This is a genomic window from Methylobacterium sp. P5_C11, from assembly GCF_054049775.1.
This window is the reverse complement of sequence record NZ_JBFULS010000023.1, coordinates 1-17,724: the sequence shown is the minus strand read 5'-3', so window position 1 is coordinate 17,724 and position 17,724 is coordinate 1. Positions and strand designations below refer to the sequence as shown.

General features: G+C 71.0%; 17 protein-coding genes. 7 read left to right on the top strand and 10 right to left on the bottom strand.

The annotated features are described in order from the left end of the window. Positions 1-49: 49 nt before the first annotated feature. From pqqB to ACXJKQ_RS14050, 9 genes are all read right to left on the bottom strand, one after another. Positions 50-949: a pyrroloquinoline quinone biosynthesis protein PqqB gene (gene pqqB / locus ACXJKQ_RS14090; RefSeq protein ID WP_457106352.1), complete on the bottom strand. Its 900-nt coding sequence runs from the start codon at positions 947-949 to the stop codon at positions 50-52. 33 nt (positions 950-982) lie between these two features. Continuing rightward, positions 983-1,072, bottom strand: coding sequence for a pyrroloquinoline quinone precursor peptide PqqA (gene pqqA / locus ACXJKQ_RS14085; protein WP_012317526.1), 90 nt, complete (start codon positions 1,070-1,072; stop codon positions 983-985). Between the two features lie 225 nt (positions 1,073-1,297). Next, entirely contained in the window at positions 1,298-2,002 is a 705-nt protein-coding gene (locus ACXJKQ_RS14080) for a response regulator transcription factor (RefSeq protein WP_457106351.1), read from the bottom strand. Further along, the gene (locus tag ACXJKQ_RS14075) at positions 1,999-3,633 is read right to left on the bottom strand and encodes an ATP-binding protein (RefSeq protein ID WP_457106350.1); all 1,635 of its coding nucleotides are present in this window, start codon (positions 3,631-3,633) and stop codon (positions 1,999-2,001) included. Before ACXJKQ_RS14075 ends, ACXJKQ_RS14080 begins: the two co-directional genes overlap by 4 nt. Before the next feature lie 66 nt (positions 3,634-3,699). Then, the gene (locus ACXJKQ_RS14070; RefSeq protein ID WP_457106349.1) at positions 3,700-3,906 is read right to left on the bottom strand and encodes a hypothetical protein; all 207 of its coding nucleotides are present in this window, start codon (positions 3,904-3,906) and stop codon (positions 3,700-3,702) included. An 84-nt stretch (positions 3,907-3,990) separates the two neighbouring features. Further along, positions 3,991-4,785 (bottom strand): formylmethanofuran dehydrogenase subunit C, encoded by a 795-nt coding sequence (locus ACXJKQ_RS14065; protein WP_457106348.1) that lies wholly within the window; start codon positions 4,783-4,785, stop codon positions 3,991-3,993. A 3-nt stretch (positions 4,786-4,788) separates the two neighbouring features. Beyond that, positions 4,789-5,736 carry a formylmethanofuran--tetrahydromethanopterin N-formyltransferase gene (gene fhcD / locus ACXJKQ_RS14060; protein WP_457106347.1) on the bottom strand — a complete coding sequence of 316 codons (948 nt, stop codon included), beginning with the start codon at positions 5,734-5,736 and terminating at the stop codon, positions 4,789-4,791. Positions 5,737-5,763: 27 nt separating this feature from the next. Beyond that, a complete protein-coding gene (locus tag ACXJKQ_RS14055; protein WP_457106346.1) occupies positions 5,764-7,410 on the bottom strand; it encodes a formylmethanofuran dehydrogenase subunit A in 1,647 nt (548 codons plus the stop codon). Beyond that, the gene (locus ACXJKQ_RS14050; protein ID WP_457106345.1) at positions 7,404-8,474 is read right to left on the bottom strand and encodes a formyltransferase; all 1,071 of its coding nucleotides are present in this window, start codon (positions 8,472-8,474) and stop codon (positions 7,404-7,406) included. The genes ACXJKQ_RS14055 and ACXJKQ_RS14050 overlap by 7 nt, the downstream gene beginning before the upstream one ends. 299 nt (positions 8,475-8,773) lie before the next feature. On the opposite strand from ACXJKQ_RS14050, the gene ACXJKQ_RS14045 reads away from it, so the two are divergent. The 7 genes from ACXJKQ_RS14045 to fae all read left to right on the top strand — a co-directional run bounded on the left by ACXJKQ_RS14045 (position 8,774) and on the right by fae (position 15,605). After that, positions 8,774-9,751, top strand: coding sequence for a beta-ribofuranosylaminobenzene 5'-phosphate synthase family protein (locus ACXJKQ_RS14045; RefSeq protein WP_457106344.1), 978 nt, complete (start codon positions 8,774-8,776; stop codon positions 9,749-9,751). 85 nt (positions 9,752-9,836) lie between these two features. After that, positions 9,837-10,730: an NAD(P)-dependent methylenetetrahydromethanopterin dehydrogenase gene (locus ACXJKQ_RS14040; RefSeq protein ID WP_457106343.1), complete on the top strand. Its 894-nt coding sequence runs from the start codon at positions 9,837-9,839 to the stop codon at positions 10,728-10,730. A gap of 21 nt (positions 10,731-10,751) precedes the next feature. Beyond that, positions 10,752-11,900 (top strand): ATP-grasp domain-containing protein, encoded by a 1,149-nt coding sequence (locus ACXJKQ_RS14035; protein ID WP_457106342.1) that lies wholly within the window; start codon positions 10,752-10,754, stop codon positions 11,898-11,900. After that, positions 11,900-12,874, top strand: coding sequence for a methenyltetrahydromethanopterin cyclohydrolase (gene mch, locus ACXJKQ_RS14030; RefSeq protein ID WP_457106341.1), 975 nt, complete (start codon positions 11,900-11,902; stop codon positions 12,872-12,874). The genes ACXJKQ_RS14035 and mch overlap by 1 nt, the downstream gene beginning before the upstream one ends. 242 nt (positions 12,875-13,116) lie before the next feature. Next, positions 13,117-14,025: an ATP-grasp domain-containing protein gene (locus ACXJKQ_RS14025; RefSeq protein WP_457106410.1), complete on the top strand. Its 909-nt coding sequence runs from the start codon at positions 13,117-13,119 to the stop codon at positions 14,023-14,025. Further along, the gene (locus ACXJKQ_RS14020; RefSeq protein WP_457106340.1) at positions 14,022-14,855 is read left to right on the top strand and encodes a triphosphoribosyl-dephospho-CoA synthase; all 834 of its coding nucleotides are present in this window, start codon (positions 14,022-14,024) and stop codon (positions 14,853-14,855) included. The genes ACXJKQ_RS14025 and ACXJKQ_RS14020 overlap by 4 nt, the downstream gene beginning before the upstream one ends. A gap of 237 nt (positions 14,856-15,092) precedes the next feature. Beyond that, a complete protein-coding gene (gene fae / locus ACXJKQ_RS14015; RefSeq protein WP_091713492.1) occupies positions 15,093-15,605 on the top strand; it encodes a 5,6,7,8-tetrahydromethanopterin hydro-lyase in 513 nt (170 codons plus the stop codon). A gap of 910 nt (positions 15,606-16,515) precedes the next feature. Here the strand turns inward: fae and groL are convergent. Further along, positions 16,516-17,724: chaperonin GroEL (gene groL / locus ACXJKQ_RS14010; RefSeq protein ID WP_457106339.1), on the bottom strand; the 1,209-nt coding region annotated here is incomplete at its 5' end.

Here is a 17,724-nt window from a genome sequence, read left to right as displayed (position 1 = left end):
ACGAAGGCGCCGGTTCCGGGATCACCCGCAGTCCCGAGGCTTCGCGGTTTCAGACCGTCAAGCTCAGTCCGTCATGCGCCACCGTCCAGCCGGCCGCCTCGACATCCGCCCGCTCCGGCGATCCCTCGACGAGCACCGGGTTGGTATTGTTGATGTGGACGAAGACGCGGCGCCCGATCTCCACCATCGCGAGGGCATCGATCGATCCGTTGTCACCGCGCATCGGCACGTGGCCCATGCGCCACCCGGTTTTCGTGCCGACGCCCGCGCGGATCATGTCGTCGTCGTGCAGGACGGTGCCGTCGAACAGCAGCGCATCCACGCCGGCGATGCGCGCACGCAGACCCTCCGTCACGCGAGCGCAGCCCGGAACGTAGGCCAGTCGACGGCCGCCGGCCTCGATCAGTGCGCCGACCGTCGTCTCGGTCTCGGCGCCGATCTCCATCGTCTCATCCTCCAACCACAGGGGCACCTTGCCCGGCACCGGAAAGAGCGTCACGGAGAGACCGGGAAGCGGCTCGAAACGCTGCTCCATGCCGACCGCCTGACGGACGACGACGCCGTCGGCCATCACGTCGAACACGCGATTGGCGTTCACGGACTCGAGGATGCCGCGGGTGGCGTAGAGCGTGTAGGGCTGGCCCTCGCGCAGTGTCAGAAGGCCTGCGACGTGATCGACATCGCCGTTCGTCAGGAGCACGGCGCGGATCGGCGAGTGGCGCAGACCTTCGCGCGGGTGCATCTGGGGGTTGTCGAAAAGCTGTTGCCGGATATCCGGCGATGCGTTGACGAGCAGCCAGTCAGACCCGTCCGCGGAGACCGCGATGCTCGACTGGGTCCGGGGCCGCACCCGGTCCGGCTCGGACCGCGCCATGGCGCAGATGGGGCAGCGGCAATTCCACTGGGGAAGGCCGCCGCCGGCCGCGGAACCGAGGATCACGACGCGCATGGTGCGGCTCCCGAGATCCCCGGCCCGTGAAACTCAGTTGAAGGTGTCGATTTCGGCCGACTCGTAGCTCGTCACTTCCATGCCGACGCAGATCTCGGACACGATCGGGGCAGCCCACTTCATGGTGTTTCTCCTCAGGATATGTCTTCACCGAGCGTCACGCGGTTCCTAAGAGGACCCTAAGACACTGATGGCGCTCTCGTTTCCGGCGCGGGAGAGGTATCGACGATTCAGCTCCAGGCTTCAAGCACTAAGTTGCCGGATCCTCCCAAATTTTTCGTGAGACACTTTCTAAACGTCGGGAAACCATCGAGAAACGGGCGCGCCTGCGACTTAAGTACAGAGGGCTCACTGTCTAAAATCGCGGCCACGCAACTCGAGCATGAATCCTTTACCACGCACGGTCACCAGCCCGGGGCCGCCGTAACGGACGAAATCGGCCATCTTCGAGCGCAGGTAGCCGATATAGACGTCCACCACGTTGAGCGACAGCCCACCCTGGCTTGCCCAGAGACGGTCGAAGATGTCGGCTCGGGAGACCGGCTTTCCGATATTCTCCATCAGCATCGCGAGAAGCTCGGCCTCGCGGGGCGTGAGTCGGGCACTGGCGTCTCCGCAACTCGCTTGTCGCGTGTCCATGTCGAGCATCAACTTGCCCACGGTGACGCGCGAGCGCGGCGCCTCCGCCTGCTCGCGGCGCATGAGATGCGTGCGCAGGCGCGCCACCAGCTCGTCGAACTCGAACGGCTTGATGATGTAGTCGTCCGCGCCGAGCGCCAGCCCCTCGGCGCGGTCCCGGATCTCGTCTCGTGCCGAGAGGAAGAGGATCGCCCCTGGGAAGCCGCCCTCCCGCAGGGACCGGCAGACGTCGTGGCCCGACCCGTCCGGGAGGTTGATGTCGAGGAGCACGGCGCCGGGTGCCGGATCGTGCGCCGCCTTGAGCGCCTCGTCGACGCAGGCGGCGGTCCCGACCTCGAACCCCTCGGCTTCGAGCCCCCGGGCCAGGAGGCCGCGGATGTCGATGTCGTCCTCGACGATCAGGATCCGCGTCATGCGGCCGACTCCCTAACCTGCGCGTCCCCGGCGGCGCCACCGGCCGGGCCGGACTCCCATGCCGGATCGAGAGCCGGGATGTCCAGGCTGACACGGGCACCGCGGCCCTCCGGCCCGGCGCCGAGCCGAATGGTGCCGCCGTGCTGCTCGACGATCCAGCGCGCCAGGGCGAGGCCGATGCCGAACCCGGTCTCGTCGGGGCCGGCGCCCGCACCGCGCCGGAAGCGCTCGAAGAGTTCGGCCTCCGACGCGCCGAAGCCCGCGCCGTCATCCGTGACGGTAATCCGCCCGATCGGTCCAGGGCCGGCCGCAAGGGCGACCTCGACCCGGGTGAGACCGGTGGCGTGGCGCATCGCGTTGTCGACGAGGCTCTCGACGGTCTGGCGGATCCACTCGCGGTCGGCGATGCATTCTACGTCCCGCGTGCCGGGATCCAGCGTCAGGTCGACCCGGCGGCGCGCCGCTTCGGAGGCCATGTTGTCCCTCGCTTCCGACAGGACCAGCGCGAGGCCGAGGGGGCGCTTGTCGAACTCGATCTCGCCCGATTCGGAGCGGGCAACCCGCAGCAGATCCTCGACGCGCAGCTTCAGCCGCTGCGCCCGCTTCTTGATGGTGGCGAAGACCGGTCCCGGATCGGACACCCGGGACGCGCCCCGCAGCGCCAGGTCACACTCGCCCAAGATCACCGTCAAAGGCGTGCGCAGCTCGTGGCTGACATCGGCGAAGAAGCGGCGCCGTGACTGGTCGACGGCTTCCAGCCGGGCGTTGGCGGCCCGCAGGTCGGCGGTGCGCGCCGCCACGGTATCCTCCAGCGCGGCCCGATCGGCCGCAACCCGCGATTCCCGCCGGGCGAGGCGAGCGGCCATGCGGTTGACGTTGGTCATCAGCAGACCGAGTTCGTCGCGGGTCGCCACCGAGAGGCGCGTGTCGAGGGCGCCGTGGCCAATGGCGCTCGCGGCGCGCCGGACCTCCTCGATCCGTGCCAGCGTCGGTCGGGTCACGCCACGGTAGAGGATCGCCAGCAGGACCAGGGCCGCCGCCACGGCGGAGGCGGCGGCGAGGCGCAGGCGTGCGGACAGCGCCCGCGCCTGTTCGGAGCCGAGTGCCATGCTGCGCCGCTCGGCCTCGATCAGGAAGGAGAGCGGCTGACCGGTCATGGCGCCGAAGCCGTTGAGGGCGCCCTTGATCGCGTCCTGCCGCCGCTCCGAGTCGGTCTGGCGGCTGATCAGCGCCACCTGCCGGTCCAGGACGACACGGGCAGCCCGAAGCTGCGCCATCGGTCGGGTGCGCGCCGCGTACTGCATCCGGTCGGCCGGGTCGTCGCTCGGCGGGAAGCTCTTGGCGAGCGCCTCGTCCACGGTCGTCAGCGCGCGGTCGGCATTGTCGCGGGCGATCGCCATCGCCTCGGGCTGACCATCCGGATTGCCAACCGTCTCGACGGCCGCCAGCCCGAACTGCGTGAGGCGGCCGGACAATTCGGCCAGCAGTTCCAGGCGCCGCTGCGCCTCCAGGGTGCGGTCGACGGTGCGCTCCGCGGCGCCGATCGCCGCGAGGGCGGCGGCGGCGGCCAGCATCACCACGATGGCGGTGCCCCCCAGCAGCAGCGCGAAGCGGACCTTCAGCGAGCGCATCGGACCTGCCCCGCTCTCAATCCCGGGACGAGCATGGCACCGCCCGGTCCCGAAACCAAGGTGCCGTCACAGATCCTTCGGCAGGCTGCCCTTGGCCGCGCAGCGCCAGCGCTCGACATGCCATTCGGGATGCGCGGCCTGCCAGGTCGCCAGCGCGCTCTGCGAGTTGCGCAGGCACACGAACGGGCTCGATGTCTCGAACGACATCTCGATCCGGTCCTCGCGGCAGGTCGAGGGCTGGGCGACGAGGCAGATCGACAGCAGCAGCAGCATGGGCGCGTTTCCGGGCTGCCGGCCTCGAACGGGCCGGCTTGGGGCAGACCATAGAGCGCGTCCACGCCCGTTGCCCAGGCGGCGTCAGGCCGCGACCCAGATCTCACCCTTGGCGATCGTGGCGAGGTCGCCGGAATAGCGGCGCAGCGGCTTCGCCAGGAGTTCGGCGTGCTCGGCGCTGAGCCCGCGCAGCGCCGTCGCCAGCAGCCGCAGGAACACGAGGTCGTGCGCCCCGGTCTCCACGAAGGTCGGCGCCATCCGGCCATGGGCGCCGAGGAGGAGCGTCCCGCGTCGCATGCCGAGGCCGGGATGATCGCCCACCGCCAGGGCTGCCAGGGTGCCGGCGATCATGCGTGAGCCCGCGTAGGCGCCCGCGCGGCCGGCCACGATCGTCCCGCGCCGCATCCTGTCGCCGAGATGGGCGCCCGCCGTGCCGCGGATGATCAGTGTCGCCCCGTCGAGGCCCGCCTTGGCGGCGTAGACCGCGCCGCCGGCGTGGTCGCCGGCGTCACCCGCGWTGGTGATCGTGCCGCCGGTGGCACCGGAGGCCGCGTAGGGACCGGCATTGCCGGAGACCGTCACGCTGCCGCCGGCCATGCCGGCGCCGACCCGCTGGCCGACGTCGCCCGTGACCCGGATCGCGCCTTCGGACAGGCCGGCACCGACCCGGTCCAGGCGCTCGTGCCCCCCCTCGATGGTGAGGGTGTCGGACCCGTCGAGGGAGACGGAAAAGCAGTCGCCGAGGCGCACGCCGGTCCGCGTGGTCCCGACCTCCAGGCGTTCGGCATCGCCGGCCGAGAGACGGCTCAGCGCCACTGGGTTGATGGCGAGGAAATCCAGCCGCTCGGGGGGCGCTTGGCGCAGGGTGAGGGTGCTCACGGCTCAGCCCTCCGGCTTGGCGTCGTCGCGCGCGATCAGGTCGCGCAGGTGATAGTGGTGGCGGCCGAGATTGCCGCCGTAATTGCCGGCGGTGACGGCGATCAGCCCGTGCTTGCCGCCGATCTCGGTCGCGGCGTGCAGGCCCGCGCGCATCGAGTCGGACACGCCCTGAGAGGTCAGGGCGTCGATGACGATCTCCAGTACCACGCCGCAATCGGGGGGAAGCGCCGAGCCGGAGCGGCCCTTCAGGGTCGGGCAATAGGCATCGTTGGTGGAGGCCATCATGCCCTTCGTCCGTCCGCCGACCTTCGAGCCGGAGCGGACGATGCCGCCGGGGAACGGCAGGATCGCACCGGGGACCGCCTTGGCTGCCTCGACGGCGATCTCGGCAACCTTGAGCGTCTCGGCATGGGTGCGCCCGAGGAACAGCAGGTTGCCGCCGCCGACCGCGCCGTCCACGGCCCGGACCGTGTCCTCGCACAGGAACTCGCCGTCCATGACCGGGATGCGCCAGTAGCGCCGCGCCTTGCCGGAGGCGTCGGGCAGGCGCTTGGCCACCGCGAAGCCGTCGCCGAAATAGCGGATCGCGCCGCCGAGCTTGATCTTGGTCGGCCCGTCGACGCCCGCGTAGCAGGCGGTGCCCGGGCAGGTGAGGATGCACTGGCCGACGCGCTTGATCAGCTGCTCCTTGAGGCCGTTCGGCTCGAAGCCGAACAGGAGGATGCGCACGCCCGGGCGCCCATCCGGAGTCTCCTCCGGGGACAGCTCCGCGTCGATGCCGGCCTCGGCGCCGCAGCCGATCACCGAGGTGGCGAAGCCGGTCATCGTGGTCGCGGCGATCATCGCCCACTTGGCGGTGTCGTTCGTGACGATGATGGCGGTCCCGGCCACATCGAACGCCTCCGCGAAGGTGTCGACCACCGGGATGCCGTTGAGGGTGAGGTCAGACATCGTTCTTCCCGCGGCTCGCCCCGCTGTTCACACCCGGCATGGCACCGCCTCGAAGTTCTGCGTGCCCTCGCCGAAGGCCGCGTCGGGCACGGCGAAACTGTCGAGCCCCTCGCCGAACCGTTCCGTCAGGTAGGCGTCGGCCCGCTTCGCCATGGCCTTGTCGGACTCGACGGTGAGCGACAGCGTGCGGCCGGTACGCCACTCGACCACCTCGCCGTCCTCCACGATCGGCACGCCGTCCTTCAGGACGAGCTTGGCGGCGGTGAACATCGCGGTGCGGTCGGTGTCGTCCCGGTAGACCGCCACGTCGGCCCGGGCGCCCGCCCGCAGGTGGCCACGGTCGGCGAGACCGAGGAGCTTCGCCGGTCCGGAACGGGTGAGCTGCGCGATCTCCGAGAGCGTGTACTCGCGCTCCAGCCCGGGGAGGCTCGAGCGTTCGCCCACGACGCTCGGCAGCGTCGCGATCTCGCGGTCGCGCTCCGCCTTGTCCATCAGCAGGTGGATGATGCGCGGGTACTGGGTGAACGGACCGCCGTTCGGGTGGTCCGTCGTCAGGATCGTGCGCTCCGGGTCGGTGGAGAGCAGCATGATCTCCAGGCCGATCGCCCATTGCAGGGAGCTGGTCGGGCCCCGGGGCCGGTACAGGAACGGCACCACGCCGCCGCCCTCGGCGTCGCCCGCGTTCAGGACCCACTTCTTCGGCTTGGCGCCCTTCCGGCCCGCGAACTGGCGGAGGATGTCGAGGGACACCGTCACGGTCTGACCGAACACCACCTGCCCGATATCGAGGGTGGCGTTCGGGTTGTCGGTGATCGCCTGGGCAATGCGCTCGGCGGCCGAGCGGAAGCCGCCGGTTCCGGGATTGGCCGGATCGACCGCGCCGTAGGCGTAGAACTGAGCATGGGCGAAGTGGATGCGCCGGCCTTCCGCCGCATCCAGCGTCGCCATGAAGCTGTCGTCGCCCCCGGGAAGCCCCAGGTTGTTGCAGTGGACGTGGAGCGGGTGCGGGACGCCGATCTCTTCCACCGCGTCGAGGAGCGAGCCCATGATCTGCCGGGTCGAGAGACCGTAGCAGGGGATCTCGTCGTCCAGCGAGAGCCGGAGGGCGCCGTCCTTGAAGGCCGAGGCGCCGCCCGCGTTGATGCACTTGACGCCCAGCCCGCGCGACTGCGCGACCGACAGGGCGACGAGGTCGCGCACGGCATTCCCACCCTGGCGCTCGCGAAGCAGCTGGAGGAGCTGATCATCGTTGCCCATCACGGTCAGGGCGCCGCGGTCGAGCAGCGGGATGTCGGCGAGTTCGAGCTGCGTGCCGAGCGCGTGGGTCGGCGGCATCGCCGGCTCGACGGCCGTGGTGTAGCCCATCCGCGCGTAGGTCGAGCCGATCCAGGCCGCCGCCCCGCCCGCATGGGCGAAGGGATGGCCGTCGGGCGCAGCCTCGCTGACGTAGAGGTCGGGCAGGAGCAGCCGCGAGGTGATCACGTTGCCGCCGGCGATGTGCGAGTGCACCTCGACGCCGCCGGCCATGACCACGCAGCCCGCGGCGTCGATCACCGCATCGGGCTCGCGCCCCGGCGGATCGATGACGCGTCCGTCCTCGATCCAGACGTCGCCGACGGAATCGCGGGACGCGGTCGGATCGACGACGCGCCCGCCCCGGATCACGCTCAACATGCGGAGTCACTCCTCGACGCGGCCTGCCTCGTGACCAGGCGCTCCTTGAGGGCACCCAGCACCGATGCGGCCGACGGCAGATCCGACGGCGCCGAGGCCGGCCGGAAAGTCAGCGCGGCGCGCGGCTCGTTCCACAACACGCCGCCGTGGTCGCGGCCGGGCTGGCCGACCAGGATCACGACGTCGGCAGCCTGGGCCGCGCCATCCGCGACCAGCGCCACGGAAGGCACCGCGGAGAGCCAGTCCGGCCGCGCCACCGGGACGGCGCCGAGCCACAGGACGGCGTCGGCCTCGCCCGCGGCGACCTGGCGGGCGGCGTCGAACCGCCAGGGATCGTGCTCGGGAACGCGGCGGCCGAAACCGCTCCGCGGTGCCTGTCCGGTCGTCCAGGCCGAGACCGGCACGACGGCCCGGTCCTGACCCACACCGCCGACCGCGAGGGTGAAGCAGCGCGTCGTCTCGCTCAGCTCCATGGCGAGTCCCTGGAGCATCTCGACGCCGACTTCGCCGAGTTCGGCGGGATCGTAAAGGAGGACGCCGTACCGGGCGGCGGCGAGCCGGGCGGCGATCTGGCCAGGCAGCGCGTCGCCCGCGAGGTGCCCGCGGGCGTAGGCGCGCAGCTCGCCGATGGCCTCCGGCAGCCCGCCGTCGGCCGGCCACGCCAGCGCCGCCGCGGCGTTCGCGCCGATAGCCAGCACCTCGCGATCCGATCCGGCGGCGCGGCCGCGCGTGGGCTTCGCGTCGATCAGACGCTTCAGGAGCGGGGACTGCCAGACCGAGGCGCCCACCGCCAGAACCACGTCGGCGCGCCCGACGGCTTCGGCGGGTGTCGAGGTCAGGGCGCCGACCCGGCTCAGCGAGCCGAGTTCGGCATAGGTCCCGGCCGATCCGGCCGTATCCACGGAGGCGCCGATGCGCCCCGCGAGATCGTAAGCCGCGCGGATCGCGGCGACGTCGGCGCTGAGGCCGGCGATCACCGGCGCGCGCGCCTTGGCGAGCAGGGATGCGGCCGCCTCGATGGCGGTGCCCGCGTCCGTCGCGCCACCCTTCACCCAGGCTGCCATGCTCCCTCTCGCAACGTTCTTGCTTAATTTCGGAGCGGGCGACGGCCGTAAGACCGGACGAAGCGGGTGTCCCTCGGACCAGAGGGTTCCCCACCGAATCGGAATGGCTCGTCCGCCCGGGAAGTCCAGGCAGGCGGCAAACTCGGCGCGCCGTCGCGGGACCTAGGTTTGCATTCATCCGCCCACCGCGGCAAGGGGGTCCCGTCGTTCAACCTCACGATCCCGTTGCCCCGGCGGCGCGCGGCGTGGGACAAGCACGCCGGTCATGCGGCCTGCCGGCGGGATTCGAGGGCATTGAGTTGGGCGAGGTCCCCGAGCGGAACGCGATGACGGCGGTCGAAAGCGTGCGAGTCGAGGCGCCGGCGCGGCTCCATTTCGGATTCCTGGACCTGCACGGAGGGCTAGGCCGCCGCTTCGGCAGCATCGGACTCGCCATCGACGCACCGTCCCTGGCCCTGAGCGCCCGCCGGGCGGCGGACCCTACGGTGGCGGGGCCGGAGGCCGACCGCGTTCGCGGTTACGTCGCCGCCGCCGCCGCGCATCTCGGACACGGCGCGGACGTGTCGATCACTGTCGAGCGGGTGATCCCGGCCCATGCCGGTTTCGGCTCCGGCACGCAGCTCGCGCTCGCCGTGGCCGCCGCAATGGCGCGCCTCGACGGCGCGCCCTTCGCGCCGGACGCGTTCGCGGCCTCCCTGGATCGGGGCAACCGGTCCGGCGTCGGCCTCTGTGCCTTCACGCAGGGCGGCCTGATCGTCGACGGCGGCCGCGGGCCGGACGGGGGACCGCCCCCCGTCATCGCGCGGCTGCCCTATCCCGAGGCGTGGCGGATCGTGCTGATCCTCGACCCGAGCACGGCCGGGGTGCACGGCGCCCGCGAGGTCGAGGCGTTCCGTGACCTGCCTCGGTTTCCCGAGGCCCACGCGGCGGAAATCTGCCGGATCGCGCTGATGCAGGTCCTGCCCGCCGTCGCCCTTGCCGAGCCGCAGGGGTTCGGGGCCGGGATCACCCGCATCCAGACCCTGATCGGGGACCATTTCGCGCCCCACCAGGGTGGCCGGTTCGCCAGCGACGCGGTCGCACAGGCGCTCGCCCAGGTCGCCGCCCAGGGCGTCGTAGGGTACGGCCAGTCGTCCTGGGGACCGACCGGATTCGCGCTGGTGCCGTCCGAGGCCGAGGCCCGCGCGCTGGTGGCCAGCCTCGACCGGGGCGGCCCGCTCCGGTTCCTCATCGCCCGGGGCCGGAACCGCGGCGCATCGGTAACCGCACTGACCTGAGCCCGAGGTCCCGGGCTTGACCCGAAGCACCGCTCCGGGTTTGGACGTTGGCAGGCGCCTCTGTCGCGCGCCGCATGAGGATTCCATGGCCCGCTCGATCCTCCACATGCTGACGCCGCTCCGGCACATGAGCCCGTTCGACGTGAACATGGCCGTGGATGCCGGCTTCGAGACGGTGGTAACCTACGCGGAGGTCAGCCTCGCCGACGTGGTCTCGCTGACCCAGGATTCGATCTTCTCCCGCTCGCCGGCAGACGGGACGCGGACGGGCATCTTCATCGGCGGCAAGAACGCCGAGGACGCCCTCGACATGGTCGACCGCGCCAAGAAGGCCTTCGTTCCGCCCTTCGTGAACCACGTCTTCGCCGACCCGGCCGGCTCGTTCACTACCGGCGCCGCCATGGTGGCGCAGGTCTCACGCGTCCTGCGTCAGAAGTTCAACACCGACCTTAAGGGCAAGCGCATCGTCATCTTTGGCGGTGCCGGCGTCGTCGCCTACGTGGCGGCCGTGATCGGTGCCCTTCAGGGCGCCAGCACCGTTCTGGTCGGCCACGACGGTGAGGAGCGGGTCTCCAAGATCGCCTTCACGATGAAGTGGCGATTCGGCATCGAGGTCGGCGCCGTCGACGGAACGACGCCGGACGATCGCCGCGCCGCGATCCGCGACGCGGATGTGATCCTCTCCGCCGGACCGGCGGGCATCCCGATCCTCACCGCGGAGGATCTGGAATCGGCGCCGAAGCTCCTCGTCGCCTCGGACGTCAACGCTGTGCCGCCGGCCGGCATCGCGGGGATCGACGTCAACGCCGTCGACGTGGCGCTGCCCACCGGAAAGGGCGTCGGCATCGGCGCGCTGGCGGTCGGCAACGTCAAGTATCAGACGCAGCGGCGCCTGTTCGACCGGATGCTCGCCTCGGATACGCCCCTCTGCCTCGATTTCCGCGACGCCTACGAGCTCGCGGTGGAGATCGCCGGCTAGGCCGTTCCGGACCGACCCCGGATGGCGGATCCGGTCCTGATCGCCGCACAGGCCGGGCGCGCCCTCGCCGAGGCGGCGCGCCGCGCCGGACTTCGCCCCTACGTGGCCGACCTGTTCGGGGACTCAGACACRCGGGCCGCGTCCGAGGCTTACCGCCCGCTGCCGGGCCGATTCGGGTCCGCACCGGCCGCGGAGGCGGTGGTGACCGCCCTCGACCACCTCGCCAGCGCCGCCGGCCGGCCGGTCGGGCTTGTTCTGGGCAGCGGATTCGAAGACGCGCCGGACCTCGTCGGGCGTCTCGCCGCCCGGCATCGTCTGATCGGGGCTTCGGCCGACATCATCGCGACCCTGAAAGATCCCCGTGCCTTCGCGGCGCTCTGCGCGCGCCTCGACGTGCCGCATCCCGCCGTCACGGTCGATCGGCCGGCGGCGCCGTCAGGCTGGCTGCTGAAGCGGGCGGGGGGCAGCGGCGGCGGCCACATCCGGCCGGCCACACACGCGTCCGCACCGCGGGGACACTACTTCCAGTCCCGCGTACCCGGTCGGCCGCACGCCCTCAACTTCCTGGCCGATGGCCGCAGCCTCCGCATCCTCGCCGTCACCGAGCAATGGTGTTCACCGTCTCCGATACGGCCCTACCGCTACGCCGGGGCGCTGGCGCGCGGATTGGGCGAAGCTCCGGCCCTCGACACGGCGCTCGTAGATGCGGTCGCCGCCGGCACCGAGCGGATCGTTGCCGCGACCGGGCTGCGGGGGCTCGCGAGCGCCGACCTGCTGGTTGATGGCGCCGAATGGTGGCTCACCGAGATCAATCCGCGCCCCGGCGCGACGCTCGACATCCTCGACCGGCGCGCGACCCCGCTGTTCGCGGCCCACATCGCGGCGTGCCTGGGCCCCATGCCGGAGACCGGCCCGCAACCGGCGGATGCGGCGGCCGCGCAGATCTGTTACGCGGACCGGGAGCTTGCGCCAGTCCCGGACCTCGCTTGGCCGGACTACGTGCGCGACCGCCCGTGCCCCGGCTCGGTGGTCCGCCGCGACGCGCCGCTCTGCACGGTGCTGGCCGAAGGCGCGGACCGGGCGGAGGTGCTCGCCCTGTTGGAAACGCGGATGGCGCGCCTGCGGGCCGTCCGCGCGGCGAAGACAACACACCCCGAGGAAGCCCTGTGATGAGTGCCAGCCAATCCTATCCCAGCATCAACGCGCTCGCGGCGCCGCTGATTGAGCGCTTCGTGGCCGACGCGGCGACGCTGCGGCTCTCCGTGTCGCAGGCGGCCGGCGGCGCCCGGATGGTCGATGCCGGTGCGCAGGCGAAGGGGTCGATCGAGGCCGGACGGCGCATCGCCGAGATCTGTCTCGGCGGGCTCGGCACCGTGACCATCGCGCCGAGCGGGCCGATCGCGTCCTGGCCGTATTCGGTGACGGTCCATTCCGCCGACCCGGTCCTGGCCTGCCTCGGCAGCCAGTATGCGGGCTGGAGCCTCGCGGACGAGACGGGCGATTCCGGCTTCTTCGCCCTGGGCTCGGGTCCGGGCCGGGCGGTGGCGGCCGTCGAGGATCTCTACCAAGAACTCGGCTTCCGTGACTCCGCCACCCGGACCGCCCTGGTGCTGGAAGCGGCCGGCGGCCCTCCCGACAGCGTGGTCGCCAAGGTCGCCGAGGCCTCCGGCCTGCGGCCCGAGGACCTGACCTTCATCTACGCGCCGACGCAGAGCCTCGCGGGGTCGACCCAGGTCGTGGCCCGCGTGCTCGAGGTGGCCCTGCACAAGGCCCATACCGTCGGCTTCGATCTGCACGCCATCGTGGACGGGATCGGCTCGGCACCGCTGTCGCCGCCCCACCCGGACTTCATCAAGGCGATGGGCCGTACCAACGACGCGATCATCTACGGCGGGCGGGTGCAGCTGTTCGTGGATGCCGACGATGCCGACGCCAAGCAGCTCGCCGAGCAGCTGCCGTCGACCACGTCGAGCGACCACGGGGCGCCGTTCGCCGACATCTTCGGGCGGGTGAACGGCGACTTCTACAAGATCGACGGCGCCCTGTTCTCGCCGGCCGAAGCGATCGTCACGTCGGTGCGCACCGGCGCCACCTATCGCGGCGGGCGCCTGGAGCCGACCCTGGTGGACGCGTCCTTCACCTGAGGCGCCACCGGGCTTCCGGACCGTGATCGCGCGCGAGAGCAGCAGAAGGGCGGCCCGGGCGTGCACGAGCGGCATCCTCTCCCGCACGGGAGAGGATGGGGGCAGGGATCGGATCGGCCCGGAACGGACGGTGCCGGCCCTTCCGTCCCGCTCAGGCTCCAGGAGCGCCCTCCGTTCCGGAGCGTGCCAGTTCCCATGGCCCACCCCGCAGGCGGGCCTTCCATATGACGATCAGGACGACCATGCGCATCGGGCTCGCGGCCGATAACGGCACTTGGCACAAGACCCGCCTACTCGCGGCCCTGCGCGCGTGCAGCGTCGAGCCGGTGCTGTTCTCCCTCGCCGACGTGGCCGTCGTAACCGGCGGCGGCGAGCCGCTGCGGGTGCCGGGCTTCCCGGATTCGCTTCCGGACGGCGTCCTGATGCGGACCATCGCGGGCGGCACCTTCGAGGCGACGACGATGCGGCTCGGCGTGCTGCACGCCCTGGTAGCGGCGGGTGTCACCGTCTGGAACGCGCCGACCGCCATCGAGCGCTCGGTGGACAAGGCGGCCACCTCGCTACTCATCGACCGGGCCGGGCTTCCGACACCCGCGACCTGGGTCTTCTCGAAGCGTGAGGCGGCCGCATCCCTCGTCGCCGCCGAGGCGCGGCCGGGCGCGCCCCTGGTGCTGAAGCCGCTGTTCGGTTCGCAGGGCGAGGGGCTCGCCCTCATCGAACGGCCGGAGGACCTCCCCGACGAGGAGGCCGTGGCGCGTGTCTATTACCTCCAGCGCTACGTCCCGCGCCGGGACGGACTGTGGCGGGACTACCGGGTGTTCGTCTGCGACGGACGGGCGATCGCCGGCATGATCCGCGAGGGCGACGGCTGGATCACCAACGTCCATCGCGGCGGCCGGCCGATTCCCTGGGCCATGCCGCGGGCCGCCGCCGAGCTGGCCGAGGCGGCGGCCGCCGCGGTCGGCGTCGACTATTCCGGCGTCGACCTGATCGAGGACGGGGAGGGCGGGTTCTCGGTCCTCGAGGTCAATTCCATGCCGGCGTGGTCGGGCCTCCAGACCGTATGCGAGACCGACATCGCCGCCGCGGTCGTGCGCGGCTTCCTCGCCGCCGTCCGCGGTGCCAGCCGTCCCCGGCTCGTGGTGGCATGACCGGGCTCGACCCCGCATCGATCGGCACGCTCTACCGGGCGGCCTGCCTCGCGGAACTCGACGCCCTCAAGCCCGGCAACGTCCACGCCTATGCGCCGGGGCACCGCATGGTGCTGGACGATTTCGTGACCAGCGCCGACGTCTCGGCGCCGGCCCTGGCCGAGGCGGGCGCCGGGGTCGGGACGCGGATCCGCGGCGGCGTCGCCGCCACGATGGCGGCGGTGGGCCAGAACACCAATCTCGGCATCCTTCTCCTCTGCGCGCCCCTGGCGGCGGCGGCCGAGCGGGGCGCATCCGTCGCGACCGTGGTGGACACGCTCGACGGCGCGGATGCGGAGGCCGTCTTCGCGGCGATCCGCCTGGCCAATCCGGGCGGTCTCGGCCGCGCCGGCCGCCACGACGTCGCCGCCGCAGCGCCCGCGTCCCTGCGCGACGCGATGGCGGAAGCCGCGGACCGCGATCGGATCGCCCGCGCCTACGTGACCGGTTTCGCCGATGTGCCGGCGATCGGCCTGAAGGCCCTGACGGAAGCCCGCGCCCGCGGGCTCGATCCGACTTGGTGCACGACCGCGATCCACCTTGCCTACCTGCGGACGGTTCCCGACAGCCACATCGCCCGCAAGCACGGCCGGGACGCGGCCGAACGCATCCGCCAGGAAGCCGAGGCCGTCCTCGCCGGGGTCGATCTCGCCGGGAGGCCCGTCGAGGCGCTCCTCGTCCTCGACGCCTCCCTGAAGGCGCGGGGCATCAACCCGGGGACGAGCGCGGATTTCACGGTCGCGACACTGTTCTGGGACGCCCTCGCCACCGCCGGCGCAGGGCTGGCCTGACCCGCACGCACGTTCCGGCGTCCCTGCGCCGGACAGATGGAAATTCCTTCGCGTCAGGGCCTTGCGCGGGTTGTGAGCCGCAGGACCCCGCTGTAGGGTCCGCCGCGCTGTCCGGCCCAACCGGCTCGGCCCATCCGGCTCGGCCGGCATGGTCGGGCGCCGATAACAAGGATGGCTTCCCGGCCGCGGCACCGCCCGGCGCGCGGCTTTATTTCGGAATCCAGGGAGAGACACCGAATGGCGAAGATCACCAAGGTTCAGGTCGGCGAAGCGCTCGTCGGCGACGGCAACGAGGTTGCCCACATCGACCTCATCATCGGACCGCGCGGCTCGCCGGCCGAGACGGCTTTCTGCAACGGCCTCGTGAACAACAAGCACGGCTTCACCAGCCTGCTCGCGGTCATCGCGCCGAACCTGCCGTGCAAGCCGAACACCCTGATGTTCAACAAGGTCACCATCAACGACGCCCGTCAGGCCGTCCAGATGTTCGGCCCGGCCCAGCACGGCGTTGCCAAGGCCGTGCAGGACGCGGTGGCCGAGGGCATCATCCCGGCCGATGAGGCCGACGACCTGTTCATCCTGGTCGGCGTGTTCATCCACTGGGAGGCGGCCGACGACGCCAAGATCCAGAAGTACAACTACGAGGCGACCAAGCTGTCGATCCAGCGCGCCGTCAACGGTGAGCCGAAGGCTTCGACGGTCACCGAGCAGCGCAACTCGGCGCAGCACCCCTTCGCCGCCAACGCTTAGATCGGGGACGGTCCTGGGCAGAGTGAGCCTCCGCCCGCACCGCGGGGCCTGCTCCAGCGACTGGCTTCGATCTTCCTTGGCCGATAGATAGGCCCCTGAACGGGACGGCGTGAGCCGTCCCGTTTTTCATTTGTCGTCCACGCTTCTGGCCGTCAGCAGTGAAGGATGCGTCCCACTGCTCGGACGACCATCGATGCGAGGGCAGCGAGGCGTTCCGGATTCGGAGTAGACCCGCCGCGTGCGCCTGCGCCAACCCGGGGTCGCTACTCTGCGCTCACGATGACGGTTTGAGCCGGGGGCGAAGATCTGCTGCTCGGGGAAACACGGTCATCGAGCCCGATGCCCGAGCGCGCACACGCTGTAGGAGTCGCGGCATCGACCCCGTCAGACTGCCGGCAACGCGATACGGATAAGTGCGATTGACGAGGCGACGCAGCTTCGCACGCCCGCGCTGCGCGTTCACCGTCCTGACGCAGATCCTGAGGCGCCGCCTGCGCCCCGGCGTGCGCTGGCCGCCGCCGGCAAGCCTAACTCAGGATGAACGCTGGCCCTCCGCTTTCCGCTAAAAACGCGGCAGTCCCACGCGAAGACTGAATACCCAGCCGCCGATCACGATCCGTCGGATCACCAGGCATTCCATGACTGGATCGTGGCCTTCATCGAGACGGGTGCAGACGCTCCCAAGCACGACACCGTCGGGCGCCTGACCTTGGCCAAAACTTGGACCGTCCGTTCGGGGTGAGGGAGCGCATCGGGCATACCTCCGCTGCTGCCCCATCCAGGCGCGCCGAAGCGCCGTCGCCAGCCGTTCCTCCGTCCGAGCCGCGCGGGGAAGCGCCGCTTCGAGAAAAGAAAAGGGGCCGCCCTTCGGCGACCCCCTTCCTCTTCCGACAGGTGGTTGGCGTGGACCTTAGAAGTCCATGCCGCCCATGCCGCCACCGCCCGGCATCGGGGGAGCGCCGCTGTCCTTCTTCGGCGCGTCGGCCACCATCGCCTCGGTGGTCACCAGCAGGCCGGCGACCGAGGCCGCGTCCTGGAGGGCGGTACGCACGACCTTGGCCGGGTCGACGATGCCGGCCTGGATCATGTCGACATACTCTTCGGTCTGGGCGTTGAAGCCGTAGGTCTCCGAGGAGGTGTTGTCGGTGATCTTGCCGACCACGATCGAGCCTTCCACGCCCGCGTTCTGGGCGATCTGGCGCAGCGGGGCCTCGAGGGCCTTGAGGACGATCTTGATGCCGGCCTGGACGTCCGGAATGTCGGACTTCAGCTCGGCGACCGCCTTCTTGGCGCGCAGCAGCGCGGTGCCGCCGCCCGGGACGATGCCTTCCTCGACCGCCGCGCGGGTGGCGTTGAGGGCGTCATCGACGCGGTCCTTCTTCTCCTTGACCTCGACCTCGGTCGCGCCGCCGACGCGGATCACCGCGACGCCGCCCGCGAGCTTGGCCAGACGCTCCTGCAGCTTCTCACGGTCGTAGTCCGAGGTGGTCTCCTCGATCTGCGCCTTGATCTGCGAGATGCGGCCCTCGATGTCGGACTTCTCGCCGRCGCCGTCGATGATCGTGGTGTTCTCCTTCTCGATCCGCACGCGCTTGGCRCGGCCGAGCATCGGGAGCGTCACGTTCTCCAGCTTGATCCCGAGATCCTCGGCGATCATCTGGCCCTTGGTCAGGATCGCGATGTCCTCGAGCATCGCCTTGCGGCGATCACCGAAGCCCGGCGCCTTCACGGCCGCGACCTTCAGGCCGCCGCGCAGCTTGTTCACCACCAGGGTCGCCAGGGCCTCGCCCTCGATGTCCTCGGCGATGATCAGGAGCGGCTTGCCGGTCTGGACCACGGCCTCGAGCACCGGCAGCATCGCCTGGAGCGAGGACAGCTTCTTCTCGTGGATGAGGATGTAGGGGTCCTCAAGCTCGGCGACCATCTTCTCCGCGTTCGTGATGAAGTACGGGGACAGGTAGCCGCGGTCGAACTGCATGCCCTCGACGACGTCGAGTTCGGTCTCGGCCGTCTTGGCCTCCTCGACCGTGATCACGCCCTCGTTGCCCACCTTCTGCATGGCGTGGGCGATCATCTCGCCGATCTCCTTGTCGCCATTGGCGGAGATCGTGCCGACCTG